The organism is Streptomyces sp. NPDC005141 (genome assembly GCF_053599975.1).
The window spans coordinates 139,914-158,199 of sequence record NZ_JBSFYW010000015.1 but is presented as its reverse complement, the minus strand read 5'-3'; the positions used below and the strand labels follow the sequence as shown (position 1 = coordinate 158,199).

The 18,286-nt window shown below is 71.4% G+C and carries 15 protein-coding genes and 4 pseudogenes; 8 read left to right on the top strand and 11 right to left on the bottom strand.

Features of this window, described 5'->3' with window-relative positions; translation table 11 throughout:
* Positions 1 to 210: 210 nt before the first annotated feature.
* Positions 211 to 1,458, top strand: coding sequence for a lactonase family protein (locus ACWD68_RS15080; protein ID WP_451806856.1), 1,248 nt, complete (start codon positions 211 to 213; stop codon positions 1,456 to 1,458).
* Here ACWD68_RS15080 and ACWD68_RS15075 read toward each other — a convergent pair.
* Together ACWD68_RS15075 and ACWD68_RS15070 are read right to left on the bottom strand one after the other, a co-directional pair.
* Positions 1,426 to 2,151 (bottom strand): DUF2470 domain-containing protein, encoded by a 726-nt coding sequence (locus tag ACWD68_RS15075; protein WP_451806855.1) that lies wholly within the window; start codon positions 2,149 to 2,151, stop codon positions 1,426 to 1,428. The two genes, ACWD68_RS15080 and ACWD68_RS15075, sit on opposite strands and share 33 nt — an antisense overlap.
* A gap of 116 nt (positions 2,152 to 2,267) precedes the next feature.
* Entirely contained in the window at positions 2,268 to 2,876 is a 609-nt protein-coding gene (locus tag ACWD68_RS15070; protein ID WP_451806854.1) for a TetR/AcrR family transcriptional regulator, read from the bottom strand.
* A 108-nt stretch (positions 2,877 to 2,984) separates the two neighbouring features.
* Between ACWD68_RS15070 and ACWD68_RS15065 the strand changes: the two genes are divergently transcribed.
* Positions 2,985 to 4,466 carry a cytochrome P450 gene (locus ACWD68_RS15065; protein WP_451806853.1) on the top strand — a complete coding sequence of 494 codons (1,482 nt, stop codon included), beginning with the start codon at positions 2,985 to 2,987 and terminating at the stop codon, positions 4,464 to 4,466.
* Positions 4,467 to 4,575: 109 nt separating this feature from the next.
* Here the strand turns inward: ACWD68_RS15065 and ACWD68_RS15060 are convergent, their stop codons facing one another.
* Entirely contained in the window at positions 4,576 to 5,421 is an 846-nt protein-coding gene (locus ACWD68_RS15060; protein WP_451806852.1) for a pentapeptide repeat-containing protein, read from the bottom strand.
* 96 nt (positions 5,422 to 5,517) lie between these two features.
* On the opposite strand from ACWD68_RS15060, the gene ACWD68_RS15055 reads away from it, so the two are divergent.
* Positions 5,518 to 5,841 (top strand): hypothetical protein, encoded by a 324-nt coding sequence (locus ACWD68_RS15055; RefSeq protein WP_451806851.1) that lies wholly within the window; start codon positions 5,518 to 5,520, stop codon positions 5,839 to 5,841.
* A pseudogene (locus ACWD68_RS15050) lies at positions 5,817 to 6,117 on the top strand (transposase); the annotation flags it as partial. The gene ACWD68_RS15055 and the pseudogene ACWD68_RS15050, both read left to right, overlap by 25 nt.
* Positions 6,118 to 6,181: 64 nt before the next feature.
* On the opposite strand, the gene ACWD68_RS15045 reads toward ACWD68_RS15050, so the two are convergent.
* Complete coding sequence (locus ACWD68_RS15045) at positions 6,182 to 6,733, bottom strand: hypothetical protein (RefSeq protein WP_451806850.1); 552 nt, start codon at positions 6,731 to 6,733, stop codon at positions 6,182 to 6,184.
* Positions 6,734 to 6,827: 94 nt separating this feature from the next.
* Here ACWD68_RS15045 and ACWD68_RS15040 point away from each other — a divergent pair.
* Positions 6,828 to 7,499 (top strand): annotated as a pseudogene (locus ACWD68_RS15040) (transposase family protein); the annotation flags it as partial.
* Positions 7,500 to 7,520: 21 nt separating this feature from the next.
* On the opposite strand, the gene ACWD68_RS15035 reads toward ACWD68_RS15040, so the two are convergent.
* Positions 7,521 to 8,975 carry an RNB domain-containing ribonuclease gene (locus tag ACWD68_RS15035; RefSeq protein ID WP_451806849.1) on the bottom strand — a complete coding sequence of 485 codons (1,455 nt, stop codon included), beginning with the start codon at positions 8,973 to 8,975 and terminating at the stop codon, positions 7,521 to 7,523.
* A gap of 224 nt (positions 8,976 to 9,199) precedes the next feature.
* Here ACWD68_RS15035 and ACWD68_RS15030 point away from each other — a divergent pair.
* Positions 9,200 to 9,649, top strand: a pseudogene (locus ACWD68_RS15030) (zinc-binding dehydrogenase); the annotation flags it as partial.
* Between the two features lie 87 nt (positions 9,650 to 9,736).
* On the opposite strand, the pseudogene ACWD68_RS15025 reads toward ACWD68_RS15030, so the two are convergent.
* A pseudogene (locus tag ACWD68_RS15025) lies at positions 9,737 to 10,165 on the bottom strand (transposase family protein); the annotation flags it as partial.
* A gap of 324 nt (positions 10,166 to 10,489) precedes the next feature.
* Positions 10,490 to 11,233, bottom strand: coding sequence for an SDR family oxidoreductase (locus ACWD68_RS15020; RefSeq protein ID WP_451806848.1), 744 nt, complete (start codon positions 11,231 to 11,233; stop codon positions 10,490 to 10,492).
* 104 nt (positions 11,234 to 11,337) lie between these two features.
* Between ACWD68_RS15020 and ACWD68_RS15015 the strand changes: the two genes are divergently transcribed.
* Complete coding sequence (locus ACWD68_RS15015; RefSeq protein WP_451806847.1) at positions 11,338 to 12,186, top strand: LysR family transcriptional regulator; 849 nt, start codon at positions 11,338 to 11,340, stop codon at positions 12,184 to 12,186.
* Between the two features lie 242 nt (positions 12,187 to 12,428).
* On the opposite strand, the gene ACWD68_RS15010 is transcribed toward ACWD68_RS15015, so the two are convergent.
* Positions 12,429 to 13,865, bottom strand: coding sequence for an FG-GAP repeat protein (locus tag ACWD68_RS15010; protein WP_451806846.1), 1,437 nt, complete (start codon positions 13,863 to 13,865; stop codon positions 12,429 to 12,431).
* A 169-nt stretch (positions 13,866 to 14,034) separates the two neighbouring features.
* Between ACWD68_RS15010 and ACWD68_RS15005 the strand changes: the two genes are divergently transcribed.
* Complete coding sequence (locus ACWD68_RS15005) at positions 14,035 to 15,009, top strand: SDR family oxidoreductase (protein ID WP_451806845.1); 975 nt, start codon at positions 14,035 to 14,037, stop codon at positions 15,007 to 15,009.
* Positions 15,010 to 15,012: 3 nt separating this feature from the next.
* Here the strand turns inward: ACWD68_RS15005 and sigJ are convergent, their stop codons facing one another.
* From sigJ to ACWD68_RS14990, 3 genes are all read right to left on the bottom strand, one after another.
* Positions 15,013 to 15,912 carry an RNA polymerase sigma factor SigJ gene (gene sigJ / locus ACWD68_RS15000; protein WP_451806844.1) on the bottom strand — a complete coding sequence of 300 codons (900 nt, stop codon included), beginning with the start codon at positions 15,910 to 15,912 and terminating at the stop codon, positions 15,013 to 15,015.
* A gap of 50 nt (positions 15,913 to 15,962) precedes the next feature.
* The gene (locus ACWD68_RS14995; protein WP_451806843.1) at positions 15,963 to 16,796 is read right to left on the bottom strand and encodes an enoyl-CoA hydratase/isomerase family protein; all 834 of its coding nucleotides are present in this window, start codon (positions 16,794 to 16,796) and stop codon (positions 15,963 to 15,965) included.
* A gap of 84 nt (positions 16,797 to 16,880) precedes the next feature.
* Positions 16,881 to 18,182 carry an alpha/beta fold hydrolase gene (locus ACWD68_RS14990; protein WP_451806842.1) on the bottom strand — a complete coding sequence of 434 codons (1,302 nt, stop codon included), beginning with the start codon at positions 18,180 to 18,182 and terminating at the stop codon, positions 16,881 to 16,883.
* Between the last annotated feature and the right edge of the window lie 104 nt (positions 18,183 to 18,286).

The window sequence follows — 18,286 nt, the reverse complement described above, 5'->3', positions numbered from 1 at the left end:
GCCGGGCCAGATGCGGCGACGCTCCGCGTCGCCATCATCAGATTCGCTTCACCCCCGGCGTGAACGCCGGGGCACTGCGAATGAATCCCGGTAGCAGCCCCACCGGGCGTTGCAGGTGACGCAACGCGTGTTGCCGTTGTTGCACTTCCGGGGTGTCGCACGCCAAGGTGGCTGTCACAGCCGAGGCAACCGATACCCCGAGGTGCAGGCATGAGCAGTGGTGCAGAGCCGTCGCGATGGGCGGGCGGCGGCTGGACCAGGCGCCGCTTCGTCGGCGCGCTGGCGGGAGCCGCCGCGATCACGACGGTCCCGGCGCCGGCCGCTCCGCGGGCGGACCCCGCCGTGGCGACGCCGCCCCCGAAGGCTCCGTCGGCCGGCCCCTCTCCCTCGGCGCCTCCGTCCGCGTCCTCGTCCCCGGCGTCCCGCTCCGGCCCCCGCCCGCTGTTCCTCGGCACGTACACCTCGGTCGACGGCGGCGGGAAGGGGATCGGTGTCGCCACGTACGACGCGGCGACCGGCGCGATCACCGGCGGCGGTGTCGTGACGGGCGTCGGCAACCCGTCGTATCTGGCGGTGCATCCGGACGGCCGCACGCTGTACGCCGCGGACGAGCGGACCGCGGGCGCGGTGACGGCCGTCCGTCTCCCGCGGACCGCGGTGCTCGGCACGCGGGCGACCGGTGGAGCGGGCCCGTGCCATCTGTCCGTGCATCCGAGCGGGCGCTGGCTGCTGAGCGCGAACTACGCCTCGGGGAGCGTCGGGGTGCATCCCGTCGACGCGTCCGGCGCGCTCGGCGAGCGCACCGATCTGGTGACGCACGCCGGCCCTGCGCCGGGTCCCGGCCAACAGGGCCCGCACGCCCACCAGTTCATCACCAGCCCGGACGGCGGCCACCTGCTCGCCGTCGACCTGGGCACCGACACGGTGTACACCTACCGTCTCGACGACGCCGAGGGCACCCTCACCGAGGTGTCGCGGGCGCGGACGGAGCCTGGCGCGGGCCCTCGTCATCTCACGTTCCACCCCGGCGGCAGGTACGCCTATCTCGCCAATGAGGTCGACAACACCGTGACCGTCTGCGGCTACGACCCGGCCACCGGTCGCCTCACCGTCGGCGAGCCGCAGTCCACGGGCACGGGCGGCGGGACGAACTACCCGGCGCAGATCCTGGTGACGTCGAACGGCTCGTACGCCTTTCTCGCCAACCGGGGCCACAACAGCCTGACGCGGTACGCGATCGAGGCGGACGGCGCCCGTCTGCGGCTGCTGGACACGGTGCCGGTCGGCGGCGACTTCCCGCGCCACATCGCCTTCTCCCCGGACGGACGTCTGCTGTTCGCGGCGAACCAGCGGTCGAGCACGGTCAGCGTCTTCCACGTCGACGGCGAGAGTGGTGAACTCCGGCGCGCGGGCGAGCCGTTCGCCTCACCCGTCGCGGTCTGTGCGCTGCCGCTGTAGGGCTCGCGGGCAGGAGGCCGCGCTCGCCTGCGTGAGCAGGACGTGCATGCGCTCGGTGAGCTGGGAGACGTCGTCGGCGGGTGCGTGGAACGGCAGGCGTACGTCGCCGTTGCCGCGCGCCCGCTCGATGCGCAGGGTCAGTCCGTGGCGGTCGACGGCCAAGGGCTGGACGCGCACCGCGCCGTGCAGGCTGTCCGGTTCGACGAGCCGGGTGAGCCGCTCGACGGCGTCCGGGTGGGCATCGGCGAGATGGGTGAGCAGCTGCGCCTCGGCGAGGGCGAGCGGGTCGGGCTCGGCGTCCGCCAGTTCGTCCAGGTCGACCACCACGGTCCCGCCGGGGCGGCGCAGCACCGCGCGGGTCGGGCGGAACGACAGATGTCCGTCCTCGGGGAGGAACCAGCCGGCGAGCCAGAGCCTGGCGCGGATCCGGTTCCGTACGGGAACCGGCGCGACATCGGCGAATTCCAGGACGGCGGACGGCTCTCCGCGCGGCGAGCAGATGGCGGCGGCGAGCAGCGCGCTGTCCTCCGGCGCCCGCAGGAGCACCCGGCCGTCCGCGGCGACGGTGTGCGCGCCGACGAACTCCTCCCGGCCACCCTCGGCGGTCACCGCGCAGGACCAGGCCGCGGCGAGCACCGAGCGGGCGTGCTCCGCCGCGGCGGGCGCGGCCGTCCAGGTGTGAGGGTCACCCATCAGTTCCTCCTTAGGTAAGGCTTGCCTAAGCTATCGAAGATCCGGGTGTACGCCAACCACGCCTCACCAAGACATCGGAACATCCGTCGGATCGCGGCCGTCGAACAGGCCGCCACTCAGGGCGCGATCGCTCCGAGCAGCGCCCGCGCACACAGGTCCCGCACCTGGGCGCGGGTCAGGTCCGCGCCCCTGAGCCACTCCAGGCACACGGCCGTGGTGAAGGCCAGCCACCCGCGGACCGCGATGCGGAGCTCGGGACGGTCCTCGGGTGCCCAGCCGAGTTCGGGATCCGCGGCCAGCGCCTCGAGGATCTGCAGCTCCTGGGCGGCCAGCGCCTCCCGGTAGACCCGGCGGACCGCCTGGTCACCGGCGGCGTCGGCGCGATGGAAGGCACGGAACCCGTGCGCGTGCTCCTCCACGTACCCGAGGAAGGTGTCCAGGCCCGCGCCGAGCTGCTCACGCACCGGAACGCCGGGCACCGCAGCCGTCAGCCGGAGCATCCGCCCGCTCTCCCGTTCGACCACGGCCGCGAAGAAGTCCCGCTTCGTCGGGAAGTAGTGGTAGAGCAGACCGCGCGAGACGCCGGCGATCTCGGCGACCTGCTCGATCCATACGTCGTCGTACGGACTCTCCGAGAACAGGCGCGCCCCGACCGAGAGCAGCTGCTCCCGGCGCTCCTCGGTGCTGAGCCGCCGCCGTGCGCGCTCTCCCTGCTTCCCGGCCATGCCCGCACTTTACTTGACGTCGGTTCAACAAGGGCAGCAGACTGAGTGCCGCTATTGAACTCGCGTACAACAGAGTCAACGCGCCCGGGAAACAAGGGAGATGGCGTCATGGCGGAGACGACGGAGGCCGCGCGGCCCAAAGGGTTCCGCAGCGCGGAGCTGGGCTGGCCGGAGCTGCACCGCATTCCGCACCCGCCGCGCCGCGTCCCCCTGGTCGGTGATCTGATCGGCGCCCATGTCCGTTCTCCGTTGCAGGACTCCATGAAGTTCGGGCGCATGCTCGGACCGATCTTCCGGCGCAAGGCCTTCCGCAACGAGATCGTCTTCGTCTGGGGCGCGGACCTCGCCGCCGAACTGGCCGAGGAATCGCGGTTCGCGAAGCACGTGGGCCTGGGCGTCGCCAATCTCCGTCCGGTGGCCGGGGACGGACTGTTCACCGCCTACAACCACGAGCCCAACTGGCAACTGGCGCACGACGTCCTCGCCCCCGGTTTCAGCCGCGAGGCCATGGAGGGCTACCACCCGATGATGCTGGCCGTGACCCAGCGGCTGACGGACCGGTGGGACCGGGAGCAGGCGGCGGGGCGGGCGGTGGACGTGCCCGGCGACATGACGAAACTGACGCTGGAGACGATCGCGCGGACCGGCTTCGGCCATGACTTCGCCTCCTTCGAGCGCTCCCGGCCGCACCCCTTCGTGAACGCGATGGTGGGCACGCTGACCTACGCCCAACGCCTCAACGTCGTCCCGGTACCGCTGGCCCCCCTCCTCCTGCGGGGCGCCTCCCGGCGCAACGCGGCGGACATGGCGTACCTCAATCGCACGGTCGACTCGGTGGTGGCCTCCCGCCGGGCGGGCGGCGGCGAGGGCGACCTGCTCGACCGCATGCTGGAGACCGCGCACCCGGAGACCGGGGAGCGGCTGAGCCCCGAGAACATCCGCCGCCAGGTGATCACCTTCCTGATCGCCGGCCACGAGACCACCTCCGGCGCCCTCTCCTTCGCCCTGCACTACCTCGCCCGGCACCCGGAGGTCGCCGCCCGCGCCCGCGCCGAGGTCGACCGCGTCTGGGGCGACACGGACCGGCCGGGTTACGACCAGGTCGCCAAGCTCCGCTACGTCCGCCGGGTCCTCGACGAGTCGCTGCGCCTGTGGCCGACGGCACCGGCGTTCGCGCGCGAGGCCCGGCAGGACACGAGGCTCGGCGGCGTCCATCCGATGCGGGAGGGGGCGTGGGCGCTGGTCCTCACCGCGATGCTGCACCGGGACCCGGACGTGTGGGGCGCCGACGCGGAGGCGTTCGACCCGGACCGCTTCGACGCGAAGGCGGTACGAGCCCGGCCCCCGCACACCTTCAAGCCGTTCGGCACCGGGGCGCGCGCCTGTATCGGCCGCCAGTTCGCGCTGCACGAGGCGACGCTGGTCCTCGGACTGCTGCTGCGCCGCTACGACCTGCGGCCCGAACCGGACTACCGGCTGCGGGTGGCCGAGCGGCTGACCCTGATGCCGGAGGGCCTGCGCCTGCACCTCGAACGGCGCCCGCCCGGGATGCCGGAGCGGAAGGCGCCCCTGGCCCGTGCGGCCGACTGAGGCCCCGCGCAACGGGTCAGGGCGGGCCCCCGGCCGTGAGCCCCCGCTCGGCCCTCGCGGGTCCCCGGCCGAGAGCCGTCCCCTTCCCGGCCCGGACAGGCGCCCGCCCTCAGCCCTGTGAAGTCCAGTGGCCGGGGCGTTCCACCGATTCCGGGAGCCGGGTACCGGCGCTGCCGCGCGCCGCGTTCAGTTGCGGCTGGGTGAGGAAGAAGGCTCCGGTCAGATCGGCGTCGGTGAGGTCGGTGTCCCTGAGGTCGGCACCGATCAGATCGGCGCCGCGCAGATCGGCCCCGGTCAGATCGGCCGCGATGAGGTAGGCGCCGCGCAGACTCGCGCCCCGCAGGTCGGCACCCTTGAGGCGGGCGCCCATCAGGTCGGCGCCCCGGCGGTCCTTCTTCCTGCCCCGGCCGGTCCCCGCCCGTACGAGTTCGCTGGTCCGCAACAGCACTTCGTTGACCTCCTGCCGGTGCGCGCCCACATCCAACCGGCCCAGTTCCTCGGGGGTCTGCCGCGCGAGGCGTTCCGTCGTGGCGAGCAGGCGCCGGACGTCCTCGTGCACCGGCCGCGCCGCGGGGAGGGTCAGTGCCTCGTTCAGGTACCAGAGCAGTTCGTGGAGCGCGCGTACGACGGGGAACACGTCGAACATCTGCCGGGCGCGCTCCGGGGACCCCGAGCTCCAGTCCACGCCGCCGAAGGTCACCTGGGAGACCCGCTGGCCGGCGCCGAAGCAGTCGTAGACCGTGCAGCCCGTGAAGCCCGTCTCCCGCAGCCGGGTGTGGATGCCGCACCGGAAGTCGCTCCGCAGATTCGGGCAGGGCTTGCCCGCGTCCTTGTCGATCGCGAAGTCGGCCGAGCGGGCGAAGGGCAGGGCGACACAGCACAGTCCGAAGCACTGACCGCAGTCGGCTCGCAGTTCGAGGCGTGGGTCCGGGTCCGTGGTGCCGTGTTCTCGCATGTTCCCCAGCCTACTGAGCCGGGACGCACGCCCTGAACTGCGCCGACACCACGGCCCGACGCCCGCGCGAGGTGATCGGTACGTCTGGACGACCAGTTGAGCCACGCCACGCTCGTGCAGCGACCGGGCAAGAGCGGTGACGGCCAGGGCGTGCTCGGGTCCGGTGATCGCCTGGTCCAGGCGGAAGGGTCGGCCATTGGCGAGGTGTTCGATCAGGCGGGCGACGTGGGTGGCGTCGGGTTGGCGGCTCATCGCACCGAGGGCGAACAGGAGGCCTGTGCCGTCGCCGGTCCGCAGAAGGATGACCGGGCTGTCCGGTCGGCCGCGCAGGACGCTGTCCGCTGTCAGTTCGGGCGCTTCGCGGAGTACTCCGCCACCGCCGATGACGCCCGGTCATCTTCATCGATGCCATCCACGTGAAAATCCGCGACGGTGCGGTCGCCAACCGTCCGATCCACGTGGCCCTGCCGTCACCCCGGAGGGCCGCCGGGAAATCCTCGGCCTGTGGGCCGGTGAGGGAGGCGAGGGCGCAAAGCACTGGCTCCACATCCTGACCGAGATCAGAATCGCGGCGTGGGTGAAGTCCTCATGCTCGTCTGTGACGGCCTGAAGGGCCTGCCCGACGCGGTCGGGACCGTCTGGCCGGCCACGATCGTCCAGACGTGTGTGGTCCACCTCCTGCGGAACTCGTTCCGCTAAGGACTGTCCCGCAAAGATCTTGGCTCCGAGTATGGAGCAGCCTGAAGAGCGGGTGAGGTGCTCAGCCGGTGGTTCGTGAGGTGGCCAGGGAGTGGGCGAAGTCGGCGAGTGCGCGGAAGTCGTTCTCCCGTAGGCCGATCCGTGGGTTGACGTGGTGCAGGAGCCCGGGCCCTTGGTGGTGGGCGCTCATGTACGTCTGATCCAGCTCGCTCTGCTCGTCGCCCACCCAGGCGAAAGGACGGCCGTTGGCGTAGTTCACCAACGGTCCGGTCTTCCAGTGGACTCCATCAGGGCGTTCTTGGAGCAGGGCGTCGCCGAAGTCGACAAAGGGTAGTTCCGGAAGGCCGAGGACCGGTGCGATCCACCGGTTGGCGTCGTCCATCCATGTGGTGGCCCAGCACAGCTCGAAGCCCAGCCGCAGCAGGCTTCGTCCGTGCTCCGGGTTGAGCCAGACACGTAGGGGGCGTCGTCGGGACGAGAGGCCCCTGTTGTCCTCATGGGCGTCGTTCCGGGGAACTCTGAGTGTGGTGTAGCCGTCGGGGCGCCTCTCCGGCTGGGCCGCGTAAGGGTTGAGCGGTCCGTCCACGTCGAGGAACAGCAGCGGTTGGTTCACGGTTTCCCCCGGGTCTTGCTCACCGTGGACTGCCCCGATCAGCGTAGCTGTGGGATTGTCTCGGCGTTGGGTCGTCCTGCGTGATGATCACGCTGTGGCCAGTGTGATCACGGCATCGGAGCCGTCCTGGATAACCCCGTTTCGCGGGGCTGAGCCCGCGCTGCTTCGGCAAGCTGCTGACCACGCTGCGGCGTGATGGAGCAGATCTGGTCCACCGAGGCCGGCCGTGGAGCCTGCCGCTGGAGGACCGGGTGTTGCTGGTCACGGCCTATTGGCGTACCAATCTGACGTTGAGGCAGCTCGCTCCGCTGTTTGGCGTCTCGAAGTCCACGGCTGGCCGAGTCGTCAACCACCTCGGCCCCCTGCTCGCGCTCCGGCCCCGCAAGCGGTTCGCCAAGGACACCGTTCTCATCGTGGACGGCACCCTGGTCCCCACCCGCGACCACACCATCGCCGAGCGATCGAAGAACTACCGGTATTCCACCAACCATCAGGTCGTCATCGACGCAGACACCCGCCTGGTCGTCGTGGTCGGTCGACCGCTCGCCGGGAACCGCAACGACTGCAAGGCGTGGGAGAAGTCCGGTGCCAAGGCTGCCGTCGGCAAGACCCTCACGATCGCGACGGCGGCTACCCGGGAACCGGACTCGTCATCCCGCACCGTCGCGACCGCGGCCAGACCGAGCTCCCAGTTTGGAAAGAAGACCACAACAGGACCCACAAACAGGTCCGAGCCCGTGTCGAGCACGTCTTCGCCCGCATGAAGAAGATCTTTACGGGACACCCCTTAAGGCACGGTGAAGAGGACCTTGTCCTCGTCCGCGGCGGGGTCCGCCTGCTTGAGCCTGGCCCTGATGCTGGATCCGAGCTGGAGATCCAGGCCGTTGGTCGAGACGACCTTGGCCAGCACGGCGGGGTCGGCCAGGAACACTTTGCCCTCGCGCGGCCTGCCCCGCTCCGCGTCGGTGTCGATGACCGCGGCGTCGAACACCTCGCCCACGCGGTCCTTGAGCACCGCGGCCTCGACCAGGTCCACGGTCTGCCGGTCCGCCAGGCCGCCCTTCCCCCGTGCCGTGTCGCACGGGATGCAGGACAGGGCGTCGAGCACCCAGTTCGGCGGGGCCTTGTCCGCGCACGCCATCACGCACAGCTCACCGGTGTACCGGTCGACCAGGCGCCGCAGCGGAGCCGTGCAATGGGTGTACGGGGCCGCGATCGCTGCGTGCATCGTGTACGCCGGCTTCTGGTTGTCGCGGAAGACGGTGTACTCCGCCTTGAGCATCGTGCTCGTGGCCTCGGTGAGGAAGGCCATGTGCTGCTGGTTCTGGGGATCGAGCTTGCGGACCAGCGTGGCGTACGAGATGCCGGGCCGCCAGACGATGCCCAGGGCCTTCGCGATGTCGTGCAGGCGCTTGATCACGTTCTGATCGGCCTGCTCCTTCTGGGTCCGCAGGATGCCGGTACCCGTGTCGAGCATGATCTGGGCCGCGGACATCCCGGTCATGAGGGAGATCTGCTCGTTCCAGCCCTCGACCGGCAGCGTCGCCACGTAGCGCAGCCGGAACGATCCGTCCTCGAGGGTGACCTCCTGGTCCGGCAGATTCACCGAGATGCCGCCGCGCGCGATTTCGACGGCCTCCCGCAGCTCGCCGATCTCGCGCAGCAGGGCGAGGGACTCCTCCGCCGTGCCGTTCTCGATGGCCTGCTGGGCGCCGGCGTAGTCGAGCTGGGCCCGGCTTCGGATCATGGCCCGGCTCACGGACGAGTCGGTCAGATTGCCGTGGGCGTCGAGGTCGTGCTGCCACAACAGGGCGGGGCGGTCCTTGTTCGGCAGCAGGCTGGCCGCGCCCTCGGAGAGGACAGGCGGGTGCAGGGGCACCTTGAGGTCGGGGAAGTACAGCGTTTCGATCCTGTCGTGCGCCTCGATGTCCAGAGGGCTGCCCGCCCTGACGAAGGTCGCCACGTCCGCGATGGCGTAGTACACGCGGTAGCCGCCACCGGGCCGCCGTTCCAGGTGCATGGCCTGGTCGAGGTCCTTCGAGGTCGGCGGATCGATCGTGAAGAACGGCAGGTGGGTGGCGTCCTTGTCGGGCAAGCGCGCCTCACCCGCGGCCTTGTCGGCCGCTTTGAGTACGCGCTTGGGGAAGCTCAGGGGGACCTTCAGCTCCGCGCGGAGTTCCTCCAGCGCGGTGCGCAGAGCGTCCTGGGCCTCGGCAGACATGTGCATCGGGCGGCGTTGCATGCCCCGAGCGTAGGGCGGCGGTCACGAACCGGCGCGGCGAGCGGGGCCGGGCGGCGGAGGGGACCGGGGCGACGGCGGCCGCGCGGGGAGGGGACATCGCCGGAGGGCGCGCGACGACAGCTACGGCATCTCGCCGCGTTGTCGGATCGCCCGAATACGCCCACTATGAGGACGACCCTCCGCCTTGCGATGCACCGCATCTGACGCCGCGCGCTGATCCACCGCTACAACTTGCGAAATGGAAGGGTGCACGCGTCATCGCGGTGGCATCAGGCGCGCATGAAGCGTTCCTGAAGGAGCTGGGCGCCGACGAATTCATCGACTACACCAAGAACCGTCCCGAGGCACTCGTGAACGACGTCGACCTCGTCGTCGACGCCGTCGGTGGCCCCCACAGCAAGCGCTTCCTGCGCACGCTCAAGCGCGGTGGCTCTCAATTCCCGGTGTTCTTCGGCGAATTCGACGAAGAGGAGACGGCCAAGCTTGGCGTCACCGTCACCGGCACCCAGGTCCGCTCGAACAGCACGCAGCTTGCCGAACTGGGACGCCTACTCGACGCAAAAACGGTCCGAGTCGCGATCGACAGTATGTTCGAGCTCGCGGACGCGCGAGCCGCTCACGAACGCGCTGCCCGAGGGCATCTCCAGGGCAAGATCGTGCTCACGGTCGCTTAGCCCTGGCCATTCAGCGGGATGGGTCGAGTTGACGCCCCGACAGCGAAAGGTGCCGCCGGTCGGCCAGGATGTGATCGCTGAGGTCAAGGCCCACAGCAGACGTCCGAACGGATCGGCGAGGACCTGCACGTTCATGCCGTGGCGTTTGTGTTTCCCGGAGTAGTACGGGGTGTCGGCGGCGATCCGGTCGATCGGCAGCAGCGTGCCGTCCAGGATGACAAACGCCTTCGTCCGGGCCGTCGTCATCGCCTCGGCCAGGGTGGGAGCCAGTGTGGTCAGAACCTCGACAGCCTCGCGTATGTAGCGGTAGACCGTCGCGATCCCGATGCTGAACCCGGCAGCGAGCTGGGCATAGGTGTCACCGCACCGCCGGTGGGCCAGGGCGAGCAGGGCTTGACGCCCGGCCGCCTGCCGCCGCCACCGGGTACCGATCTCCCTGCGGCGGCCTGCGAGCTGCCCGGTCAGGTACCGCAGAGCGCGACTGGACAGGTCGATCGACGACGGGTGAACAAGCACGCGAAGCTCCTGGCGGTACGGGTGATCTTGGTTGAGAACCCGTCTACCAGGAGCTTCGCCGCTTCGCTGAACCGTCCAACTGTGCCGAGGCTCGATAGTTGTCACCGGCGGAGCCGAAAAGGCCGGCAGAAGGGCCGGGCCGAAGCAGCCTGGTTGTCACCTGGAAGGCAGGCTGCTTGTCACAGACGCTCGGTGCCTTTCGATCCCTGACCTCGTGGTCCGCCGGCGGCTCGGGCTCGACGGCCGTACCGGCATGGCGTGACGGCGCCGGTCACGAGGACGCGTATGCGCCTTCTCCCCGGGGTGGCGCGAACCGGAAGCGCGTCACCAGGGCACCTCTCCCTCGTCGTCGAAGAAGCGGCCCGTCGGCCCGTCGGCCGATACGGTGGCCAGCCGGATCGCGGCGGCTGCGCCCTGCTGGGGGGTGCGCACTCCCCGGAAGCCGTTGAGGTCGGTCGCCGTGAAGCCGGGGCAGACGGCGTTGATCAGGATGTGGGTGTCGGCCAGTTCCCTGGCGTACTGCACGGTGACGGCGTTGAGGAACGTCTTCGACGGAGCGTAGGCGATGGCGATGGGGCCCGTCTCGGCGCCAGGCGTGGTCTGGAGTGTGAGGGAGCCGACGCTGCTGGAGACGTTCACGATCCGCGGCGACGGTGAGCGGCGCAGCAGAGGGAGCAGGGCGTTGGTGACGCGGATGACGCCGATCACGTTGGTCTCCACGGCCGCCCGTACCCGGTTCACGTCGACCGTGGTGGGCTCCTGCGGTCCGCCGCCGGTGATCCCCGCATTGTTGACGAGCGCGTCGAGCCGCCCGGCCCGCTCCTCCATCAGCCGAGCCGCCGCGGTCACGCCGGCGTCGTCGGTCACATCCAGCGGCACGCCGAACGCGTCGGCTCCGGCCGCGCGCAGCTTGTCCACAGCGGCCTCGCGCCGCTCCTCGTTCCGTGCGCCGATTCCGACGGACCAGCCGAGGGCGCCGAGCCCGGCGGCGATCTCGTACCCGATGCCCTTGTTGGCCCCGGTCACCAGCGCGACCTTGTGGTGGTTCACGGTGTTCGTCTCACTCATGACATCGATACTTCTCCCCCTCCGGGCAGGGCGTCCAAGACCGACTGGGTGGACGGCGATACCGCCCGGGTATCGCTCCTGGCCGGTCCGGCTAGGCTGGCGGGGTGGAGACACGTGAGCTGCGGTACTTCGTCGCGGTCGCCGAAGAGCTGCACTTCGGCCGGGCCGCGCAGCGGCTCGGGATCGCCCAACCCCCGCTGTCGCGGGCGATCGGCGGGCTCGAACGGCGCCTGGGCACCCTCCTGCTGGAGCGCGGCAGCCGGGGTGTCGCCCTGACCGGGGCAGGGGCGGTGCTGCTCCGGGAGGCGCGGGCGGCGCTGGACGCCGTCGAGGCCGCCGAACGGCGCACCCGCCGGGCCGCCCTCGCGGCGACCGGCCGCCCCGCCGTGGTCCTGGCCGCGAAGGCGGGCGCCTCCGGTGAACTGCTGGCGAAACTCCTCGACGCCTACGCCGCCGAGCCCGGCGCCGTCGCCGTGGACGTCGTGCTGTGCGGGCCGGGCGAGCAGGCACGGTTGCTGCACGACGGCCGGGCCGACGTAGCCCTGCTGCATCGGCCGTTCGACGACACGGCCGGCTTCGACACCGAGGACCTGCACTCCGAGGGTCAGGTCGCGATCCTCCCGGCGGGCCACCCTCTCAGCGCCCGCCCCCACGTGCGGCTCGCCGAGATCACCGACCTTCCCGACCTGCCCCTGCCCCGCTGGCCTCGCCCTGACGGCACCTTCCCGGACGGCCCCGGACCGCAGGTGCGCGACCACACGCAACTCACCCAGCTCATCGCCCTCGGCCGCGCCTGCGCGGTCGTGCCGGAGTCGGGCCGCACCGGCCTGCGCGAGGACCTCACCGCCGTACCGGTCCCCGACGCCCCCCACGTCACCACGGTCATCGCCTGGCCCCCACACAGCCGCTCAACGGCGGTCGCGGGGCTGGTCCGCGCCGCCACTGCCCTGTGACCGACAGCGGTGAACGCCGGGACACCGTGCTGGATCTCGGGGACAGCGTCCGGTCTGCCATCAGCTCCCGACACATCGTGCGGTACGAGGTGACTGGCCTGCACCGGCGTTGCCGGAACCGCGCCCCTGGCACAGCCAGGCTCCGACGCGAAGTGACAACAAGCCTGCCTTGGTGACACCTATCGCGCCTCGGCTCACCAACACGCGGACACCATCGGCAGGTTGGAAAAGGCTCATTGCCTCTAAAGCCCCAGCACCTCGCCGTACTTGATGGCCCCGTGGGGCAGCGCGAAGCCGAAGGGGGTCAGCGACTTGCCCTGCGGGTACGTCTCCTCGGTGCTGCTCGGCACGAACCAGACGCCACCCGACGTGGGCTCACCGGCGTTCTCCCCGGGCGCGCTCACCGCGGTGTCCCACAGTCCGTCGCGGTTGTAGTCGCCGACGGCCACCCGGGCGCCGAAGCGGTCGCCGGCCTCGGCCGTGCCGGGCATGTTCGTGGTGCTCTGGCTGCGAGCCAGACCGCCGTAGAGGCCGTGCTCCGTGCCGTTCATGGTGACGAACCCGCCCGCGTCCTTGACGGTGCCCACGTCCTCGCCGGGCACGCCGATCACCAGTTCCGGACGGCTGTCGCCGTTCAGGTCGCCCGCGGCCAGCGCGGCGCCGAAGTCGTCGCCCTCCTCGGCGGTGCCGCCGACCTCCGGGTTCGACTGGGTGATGCACTCGCTCTCCGTGCCGAAGTTCGCGGTCTTCGAGCCCTTGAGCAGGAGCACCGCACCGCCGAGCCGGTCCTCGCAATGCGTGGTCTCCGACTCGGGGTTGGGCTGTACGAGGCCGACCGCGAGGTCGTCCGTGCCGTCCCGGTCGAAGTCGGCGGCGGCGAGCGAGCTGCCCCGGTCGGCGTCGGCGTACCACTGGGCCGGCTCGGCCCGGTCGTCCCAGCGCGTGATGAAGGTGCTGGAGTCCTCCAGACCCTGCCAGGTGGCGGCGAGGTCGTCCCGGCCGTCGCCGTCGAAGTCGCCGGTGGCCAGGTCGCGGGTGGCGCCGCCCATGCCGTAGCGGCGCAGGGTGGTGGTGGTCACCGGGTCGGCGGTGAGAGGGCCCGGGCGGAACCGGAGCGCGCCGTGCTCCTCGCCGTTCTCGCCGTACGCGAGGTCGGTGTCGCCGTCGCCGTCGTAGTCGCCCGTGGCGATGGTGCGGCCGATGCTGCTGTACTCGGACGTGCCCCTGGCCACGGTGAAGCCCTTGGCGTTCCACTGCGAGCCGTCCAGGACGGTGATGGTGCCCTCGTCCTTGAGCTGGTCGGAGGTGAGCGACTCGCCGCTCGCGCCGACGACAAGCTCGAAGACGCCGTCGCCGTTCACGTCGACGGGTGCCACGGAGGAGCCGAAGCGGTCGCCCGCCTCGGGCGTGCCGGGTATGCCGGCCTCGGCCTGGCTGATGACGCCGGTGGACTGGTACGGGCTCTGCGGGCCGCCGTAGATCACGCTGACATAGCCGGCCTTGGCCTTGCCGTTCACCGTGGCGTTGGGCATGCCGACCGCGATGTCCGCGTATCCGTCGCCGTTGAAGTCGAACCGCGGAGTCGTTGCGGCCGCGGCGCTCCCGGCGAGTGGCAGGGTCAGGCCGACGGCGGTGAGGGTTGCTGCGGCGGCGGTGGCGGCCAGGGTGCGTGCACGCACGGTGGAACTCCCGTAGTCGAAGGGGGTGTTGAGAGCGATGGCTCTCGGAGATGTGACTCACGAGGTGTACGAAGGGTTGTGTGAAGGCGGCGGAACGCGCGCGGAGCGCACCGGCCGGATCGCGTTCCGGCCCCGCCTGAAGGCCGGGATTCCCTGCGAAAATCCAGGGATGGATTCCACAGCGCTCCCCGGCCTCCCCGCTCCTCCCCCGCTGGGCGCGAGCGCCCTGCCGGCCGGGACGTACGACGGCTCGCTGGTGCTGGTCACCGGTGGCGGTACCGGGCTCGGGAGGGCGATCGCGGCGGAATTCGCCCGGCTGGGCGCCGATCTGCTGATCGTCAGCCGTCGCGAGCGGCATCTCGCGGCCGCCCGCGCGGAGTTGGCGAAGCTGGGCACCCGGGTGACGTCCGCCGTCTGCGACATCCGGGACCCGAAGCGCATCTCGGAGGTGTTCGACGAGAGTGCGCTGCCCGACGTGCTGGTCAACAACGCGGCGGCCAACTTCCCCGTCCCCACTGAGGACATGTCCCCCAATGCCTGGCAGGCGGTCGTCGACATCACCCTCACCGGCACCTTTCTGATGACCCGTGAGTTCGGGCGGCGGCATCTGACCGCCGGTACACCGGGATCGGTCATCGACGTGGGCGCGTCCTACGCCTGGACGGGCGGTCCCGGTTTCGCGCACAGCGCGGCGGCCAAGGCGGGCGTGGAGAGCCTCGTCCGGACGCTGGCCGTGGAGTGGGGCCCGTACGGCATCCAGGTCAACGGTCTGGTGCCCGGGCTGATGCCGCACGAGGACATGACGGACGACATCCGCGGCAACCTGGCCCGGGCCTCGGCCCGCGCGGCCACCACGGGCAGCGGGGACAGCGGGGGCGGAGGGGACAGCGGGGGCAGCGCCGAGGGCGAGAACGGGCCGGCCGGCGCGGCGCGTCACGCGCACGACCCGCGCCAGCCCGCCCTGCGCGTCGGCGCGCCCCGCGAGCTCGGCTGGGCCGCCACCTTCCTGGCGTCCCCCTACGCCCGCTTCATCACCGGCCACACCCTCGTGGTGGACGGTGCGAACTGGCAGCGCCGAGAGCTCGTCGGCCCGCCGGTCACGACGGTGCGGGACCAGCTGGGGCGCGGTCCCTTCACCGGCTGACCGTCAGTCCCCCGCCTCCGCGAGGCCGAGCCGGGCGAGCCGGTCGGGGTCGGCCAGGATGTGCATCGCGACGATCCTGCCGTCGGCGACGGTGACGCCCATGACCGACATCGGCCGGCCGTCGACGAGTGCGACGACGCCCGCCTCCCCGTTGACCTGGACGAGCCGTGAACTCGCCGCGAACCGCGCGAAGGTGAGCGCCTGCCGGGCCACCGCCGCCGCGCCGCGGACCAGCTTGGACGCCGCAGCGCCACCGACCAGCGGGCCCGCGTCGGCGCGCAGCACGACATCGGGGTCGAGGACGGCGACGAGGCCCTCGAAGTCCCCGCCGCGCGAGGCAGCCAGGAAGGCGTCGAGGACCTTCCGCTGCCGGATGACATCCCGCTCGGGCTCCGGGGCGTTTCCCTTGACGCGCCGGCGAGCCCGGCTCGCGAGCTGCCGGGTGGCGGCCGGGGAGCGGCCCACGATCGGCGCGATGTCGTCGAAGGGCACCGCGAACATGTCGTGCAGCACGAAGGCGAGCCGTTCCGCGGGCTCCAGCGCCTCCAGGACCACGAGGAGGGCCAGCCCGACCGAGTCGGCCAGCAGCACCTCCTGTTCGGGGTCGATCCGGTCCAGGGGGGTGACGACGGGGTCGGGGACGAAGGTGCCGGAGGGTTCCAGGGGGTCCTCGCGGCGCGCGGCGCGTGAGCGGAGCATGTCCAGGCACACCCGGCCCACGACGGTGGTCAGCCAGGCGCCCAGGTTCCTGATCTCGTCCGGGTCGGCGCGGCCGAGCTTCAGCCAGGCCTCCTGGACCGCGTCGTCCGCCTCGCTGAGCGATCCCAGCATGCGGTAGGCCACAGCTCTGAGATGCGCGCGGTGCGCCTCGAACCGGTCCGCCAGGAGTTCGCTGTCGTCCATCGGTCCCCCTGCCTCGTCGTACGGAACAGGAACCGATCAAAACACGGCGGTCACTTTCCCTCGAAGCGGGGCACGCGGCGGGCGCTCTTGGCCGCGTATCCCTCGCCCGCGTCGTCGGAGGTCAGGGTGAGCGCGGCCGACAGGGCGGTCCGGTCGAGGGCCGCGCCGAGACCGGCGTCGGCGTAGGCGTCGATGTCGTGCTTGACACCTTGCACGGCGAGCGGCCCGTTCGCCGCGATCTCCGCGGCGACGGCGCGGGCCGCGTCGTCCAATGCGCCTTCCTCGGTGACGAGTTGGACGAGATGCAGGCGTTCGGCCGTCGCGGCGTCCAGCCGTCTCCCGGTCAGCGCGAGGAACTTCGCCCACCCGGCGCCCGCCTCGCGGGCGATGCGCAGGTCCCCGCCGGCGTCGACCGTGATCCCCAACTGGGCCTCGGGCAGGGCGAACACGGCGTCCTGGGAGGCGATCCTGATGTCGGCCATCAGCGCGAGTTCGAACCCGAAGCCGAGGCAGTAGCCCTGCACGGCCGCGACGACGGGCTGCGGCAGCCGCGCGAAGGCGGCGAAGCGCTCGTGGGCCCAGCGGATGCCCTCGTAGTACGCGCGGGCCCGCTCGGCGCCCGATCGGCCGGTGATCGCGCCGCCCGGGGCGGTCACGTCGATCCCGGCGCAGAAGGCGCGCCCCTCGGCCCGCAGCAGGACCACCCGGATCGACGGGTCGAAGCGGATCCGGTCGGCGAAGAGGCCGAGTTGGCGTGTGGACTCCCAGCTCCACGCGTTGAGTTTCGCCGGACGGCAGAGGGTGAGGGAGCCGATACCGCCCTCGGTGTCGAGGCGCAGTCGCTCCTCGCCCTTCGGGATGTCCGTACGCGTGGTGTCGATCATCCGTGCCCCCTCGGCTTTCTGACAGACCGTCAGGATACCGAGGGGGCACGTCGAAAGACCCGGATGCCGGGGGCGGCGGAGGGCTCAGACGTCGTCGCGTGTGAGCGCGAGCAGCCGGTCCAGGACGCGGGGGCCGCCGGCCCGTACACCGTCGTGCTCGAACTCGTCGGTCACCCAGGTGCGCAGGCCCCGGACGGCACGCGCGGTGCGCAGGGAATGGTCGGCATCGACGTACATGTCGTCGTGGTAGACGGCCGCCGCGACCGGTACCTCGTTCGCGGCGAGCCGGGCCGGGTCGTACAGCGGCGCCCAGTCGGTGCGGGCGGCCAGTTCCTCGGCGGTCTCCCGCAGCGGGCGCAGCGCCGGGTCGGTCTCGAAGGTCCAGGGGTGCACGGACTCGCCGGTGAACAGCAGCGGTCCGTCGTCCGCGAGGGTCTTGGCCGCGTCGAACTGCGGGAAGTCGGCGCGCACGCGTTCGGCGGACCAGGCGGTGGGGCGGCCGCCCTGGGCGTAGCAGGCCTCGTGGACCAGCGCGTACAGCGGGTGGCCGGCGTACGAGAGCAGCCCCTGGACGTCCTCCTGGAAGGCGTCGGAGAGCGCCGGGCCGTGCGGGGTGCGGACGAAGGCGTCCTCCAGCAGGAAGTGCAGCCGGTGGCTGCCCTCGCTGCCGCCGAGGAGAATGCCCAGCGACTGGAACGCCTCGACGGTCAGACGGTAGCCGCCGCTCAGGACCGGCTCGTGCTGGAGCAGGTACTCCGCGATCCGGCGGGCGCGCTCGACGTCCTGCGGGTAGCGCGCGTAGTGCGCGGCGACCTTGCGTTCGATGCGCGGGTACGCCGCGCGGTAGACGTCGTCGGCGTGTCCGTCGAGGGTGGGCAGGCCGCCGGTGATGACGGCCGCGCTCAGCCCTTCGGGGGCGCTGGACAGGTAGTGCACGGTGCAGAAGCCGCCGAAGCTCTGGCCGAGGACCGTCCAGGGCGCTCCGCCGGTGAGTCCGGGCCGGATGGCCTCGCAGTCCCGGACGATGGAGTCGGCGCGGAAGAGCGCGAGGTAGTCGGCCTGCTCGCGGGGGCCGCCGCGCAGCGGGAGGGTCTGCCGGTTGGCGGGCGTGGAGTGTCCGGTGCCGCGCTGGTCCAGCAGCAGGACACGGAAGTCCTTCAGGGCCCGGTCGAGCCAGGCCTGCCGGCCGACGAAACGATTCGCCCCGAACCCGGGGCCGCCCTGGAGGTAGACCATCCAGGGCAGGTCCTGATGCGCCTTGTCGCTCGCGACGACCTCGCGGGCGAACAGTTCGATGGTCTCCCCGGCCGGGGAGTCGTGGTCCAGAGGCACGGTGAAGCGGTGGTCGGTGAGGACGACACCGGGCTGGCGGTAGCTGACGGTCAACAGGGCTCCCGAGACGTACGGATTCCAGACTGCGTCCCAGTTGAGCACATGCACCCCGGGCTTCGCGGCCCGGGGATCAAGAAAATGAACTGAACAGTGACTCA

Coding starts and splice junctions, on each gene's coding strand:
- ACWD68_RS15065 (WP_451806853.1), top strand. CDS start 2,985: ATGGCGGAGACGACGGAGGCCGCGCGGCCCAAAGGGTTCCGCAGCGCG.
- ACWD68_RS15075 (WP_451806855.1), bottom strand. CDS start 2,151: ATGGGTGACCCTCACACCTGGACGGCCGCGCCCGCCGCGGCGGAGCAC.
- ACWD68_RS14995 (WP_451806843.1), bottom strand. CDS start 16,796: ATGATCGACACCACGCGTACGGACATCCCGAAGGGCGAGGAGCGACTG.
- ACWD68_RS15070 (WP_451806854.1), bottom strand. CDS start 2,876: ATGGCCGGGAAGCAGGGAGAGCGCGCACGGCGGCGGCTCAGCACCGAG.
- ACWD68_RS15060 (WP_451806852.1), bottom strand. CDS start 5,421: ATGCGAGAACACGGCACCACGGACCCGGACCCACGCCTCGAACTGCGA.
- ACWD68_RS15020 (WP_451806848.1), bottom strand. CDS start 11,233: ATGAGTGAGACGAACACCGTGAACCACCACAAGGTCGCGCTGGTGACC.
- sigJ (WP_451806844.1), bottom strand. CDS start 15,912: ATGGACGACAGCGAACTCCTGGCGGACCGGTTCGAGGCGCACCGCGCG.
- ACWD68_RS15005 (WP_451806845.1), top strand. CDS start 14,035: ATGGATTCCACAGCGCTCCCCGGCCTCCCCGCTCCTCCCCCGCTGGGC.
- ACWD68_RS15035 (WP_451806849.1), bottom strand. CDS start 8,975: ATGCAACGCCGCCCGATGCACATGTCTGCCGAGGCCCAGGACGCTCTG.
- ACWD68_RS15080 (WP_451806856.1), top strand. CDS start 211: ATGAGCAGTGGTGCAGAGCCGTCGCGATGGGCGGGCGGCGGCTGGACC.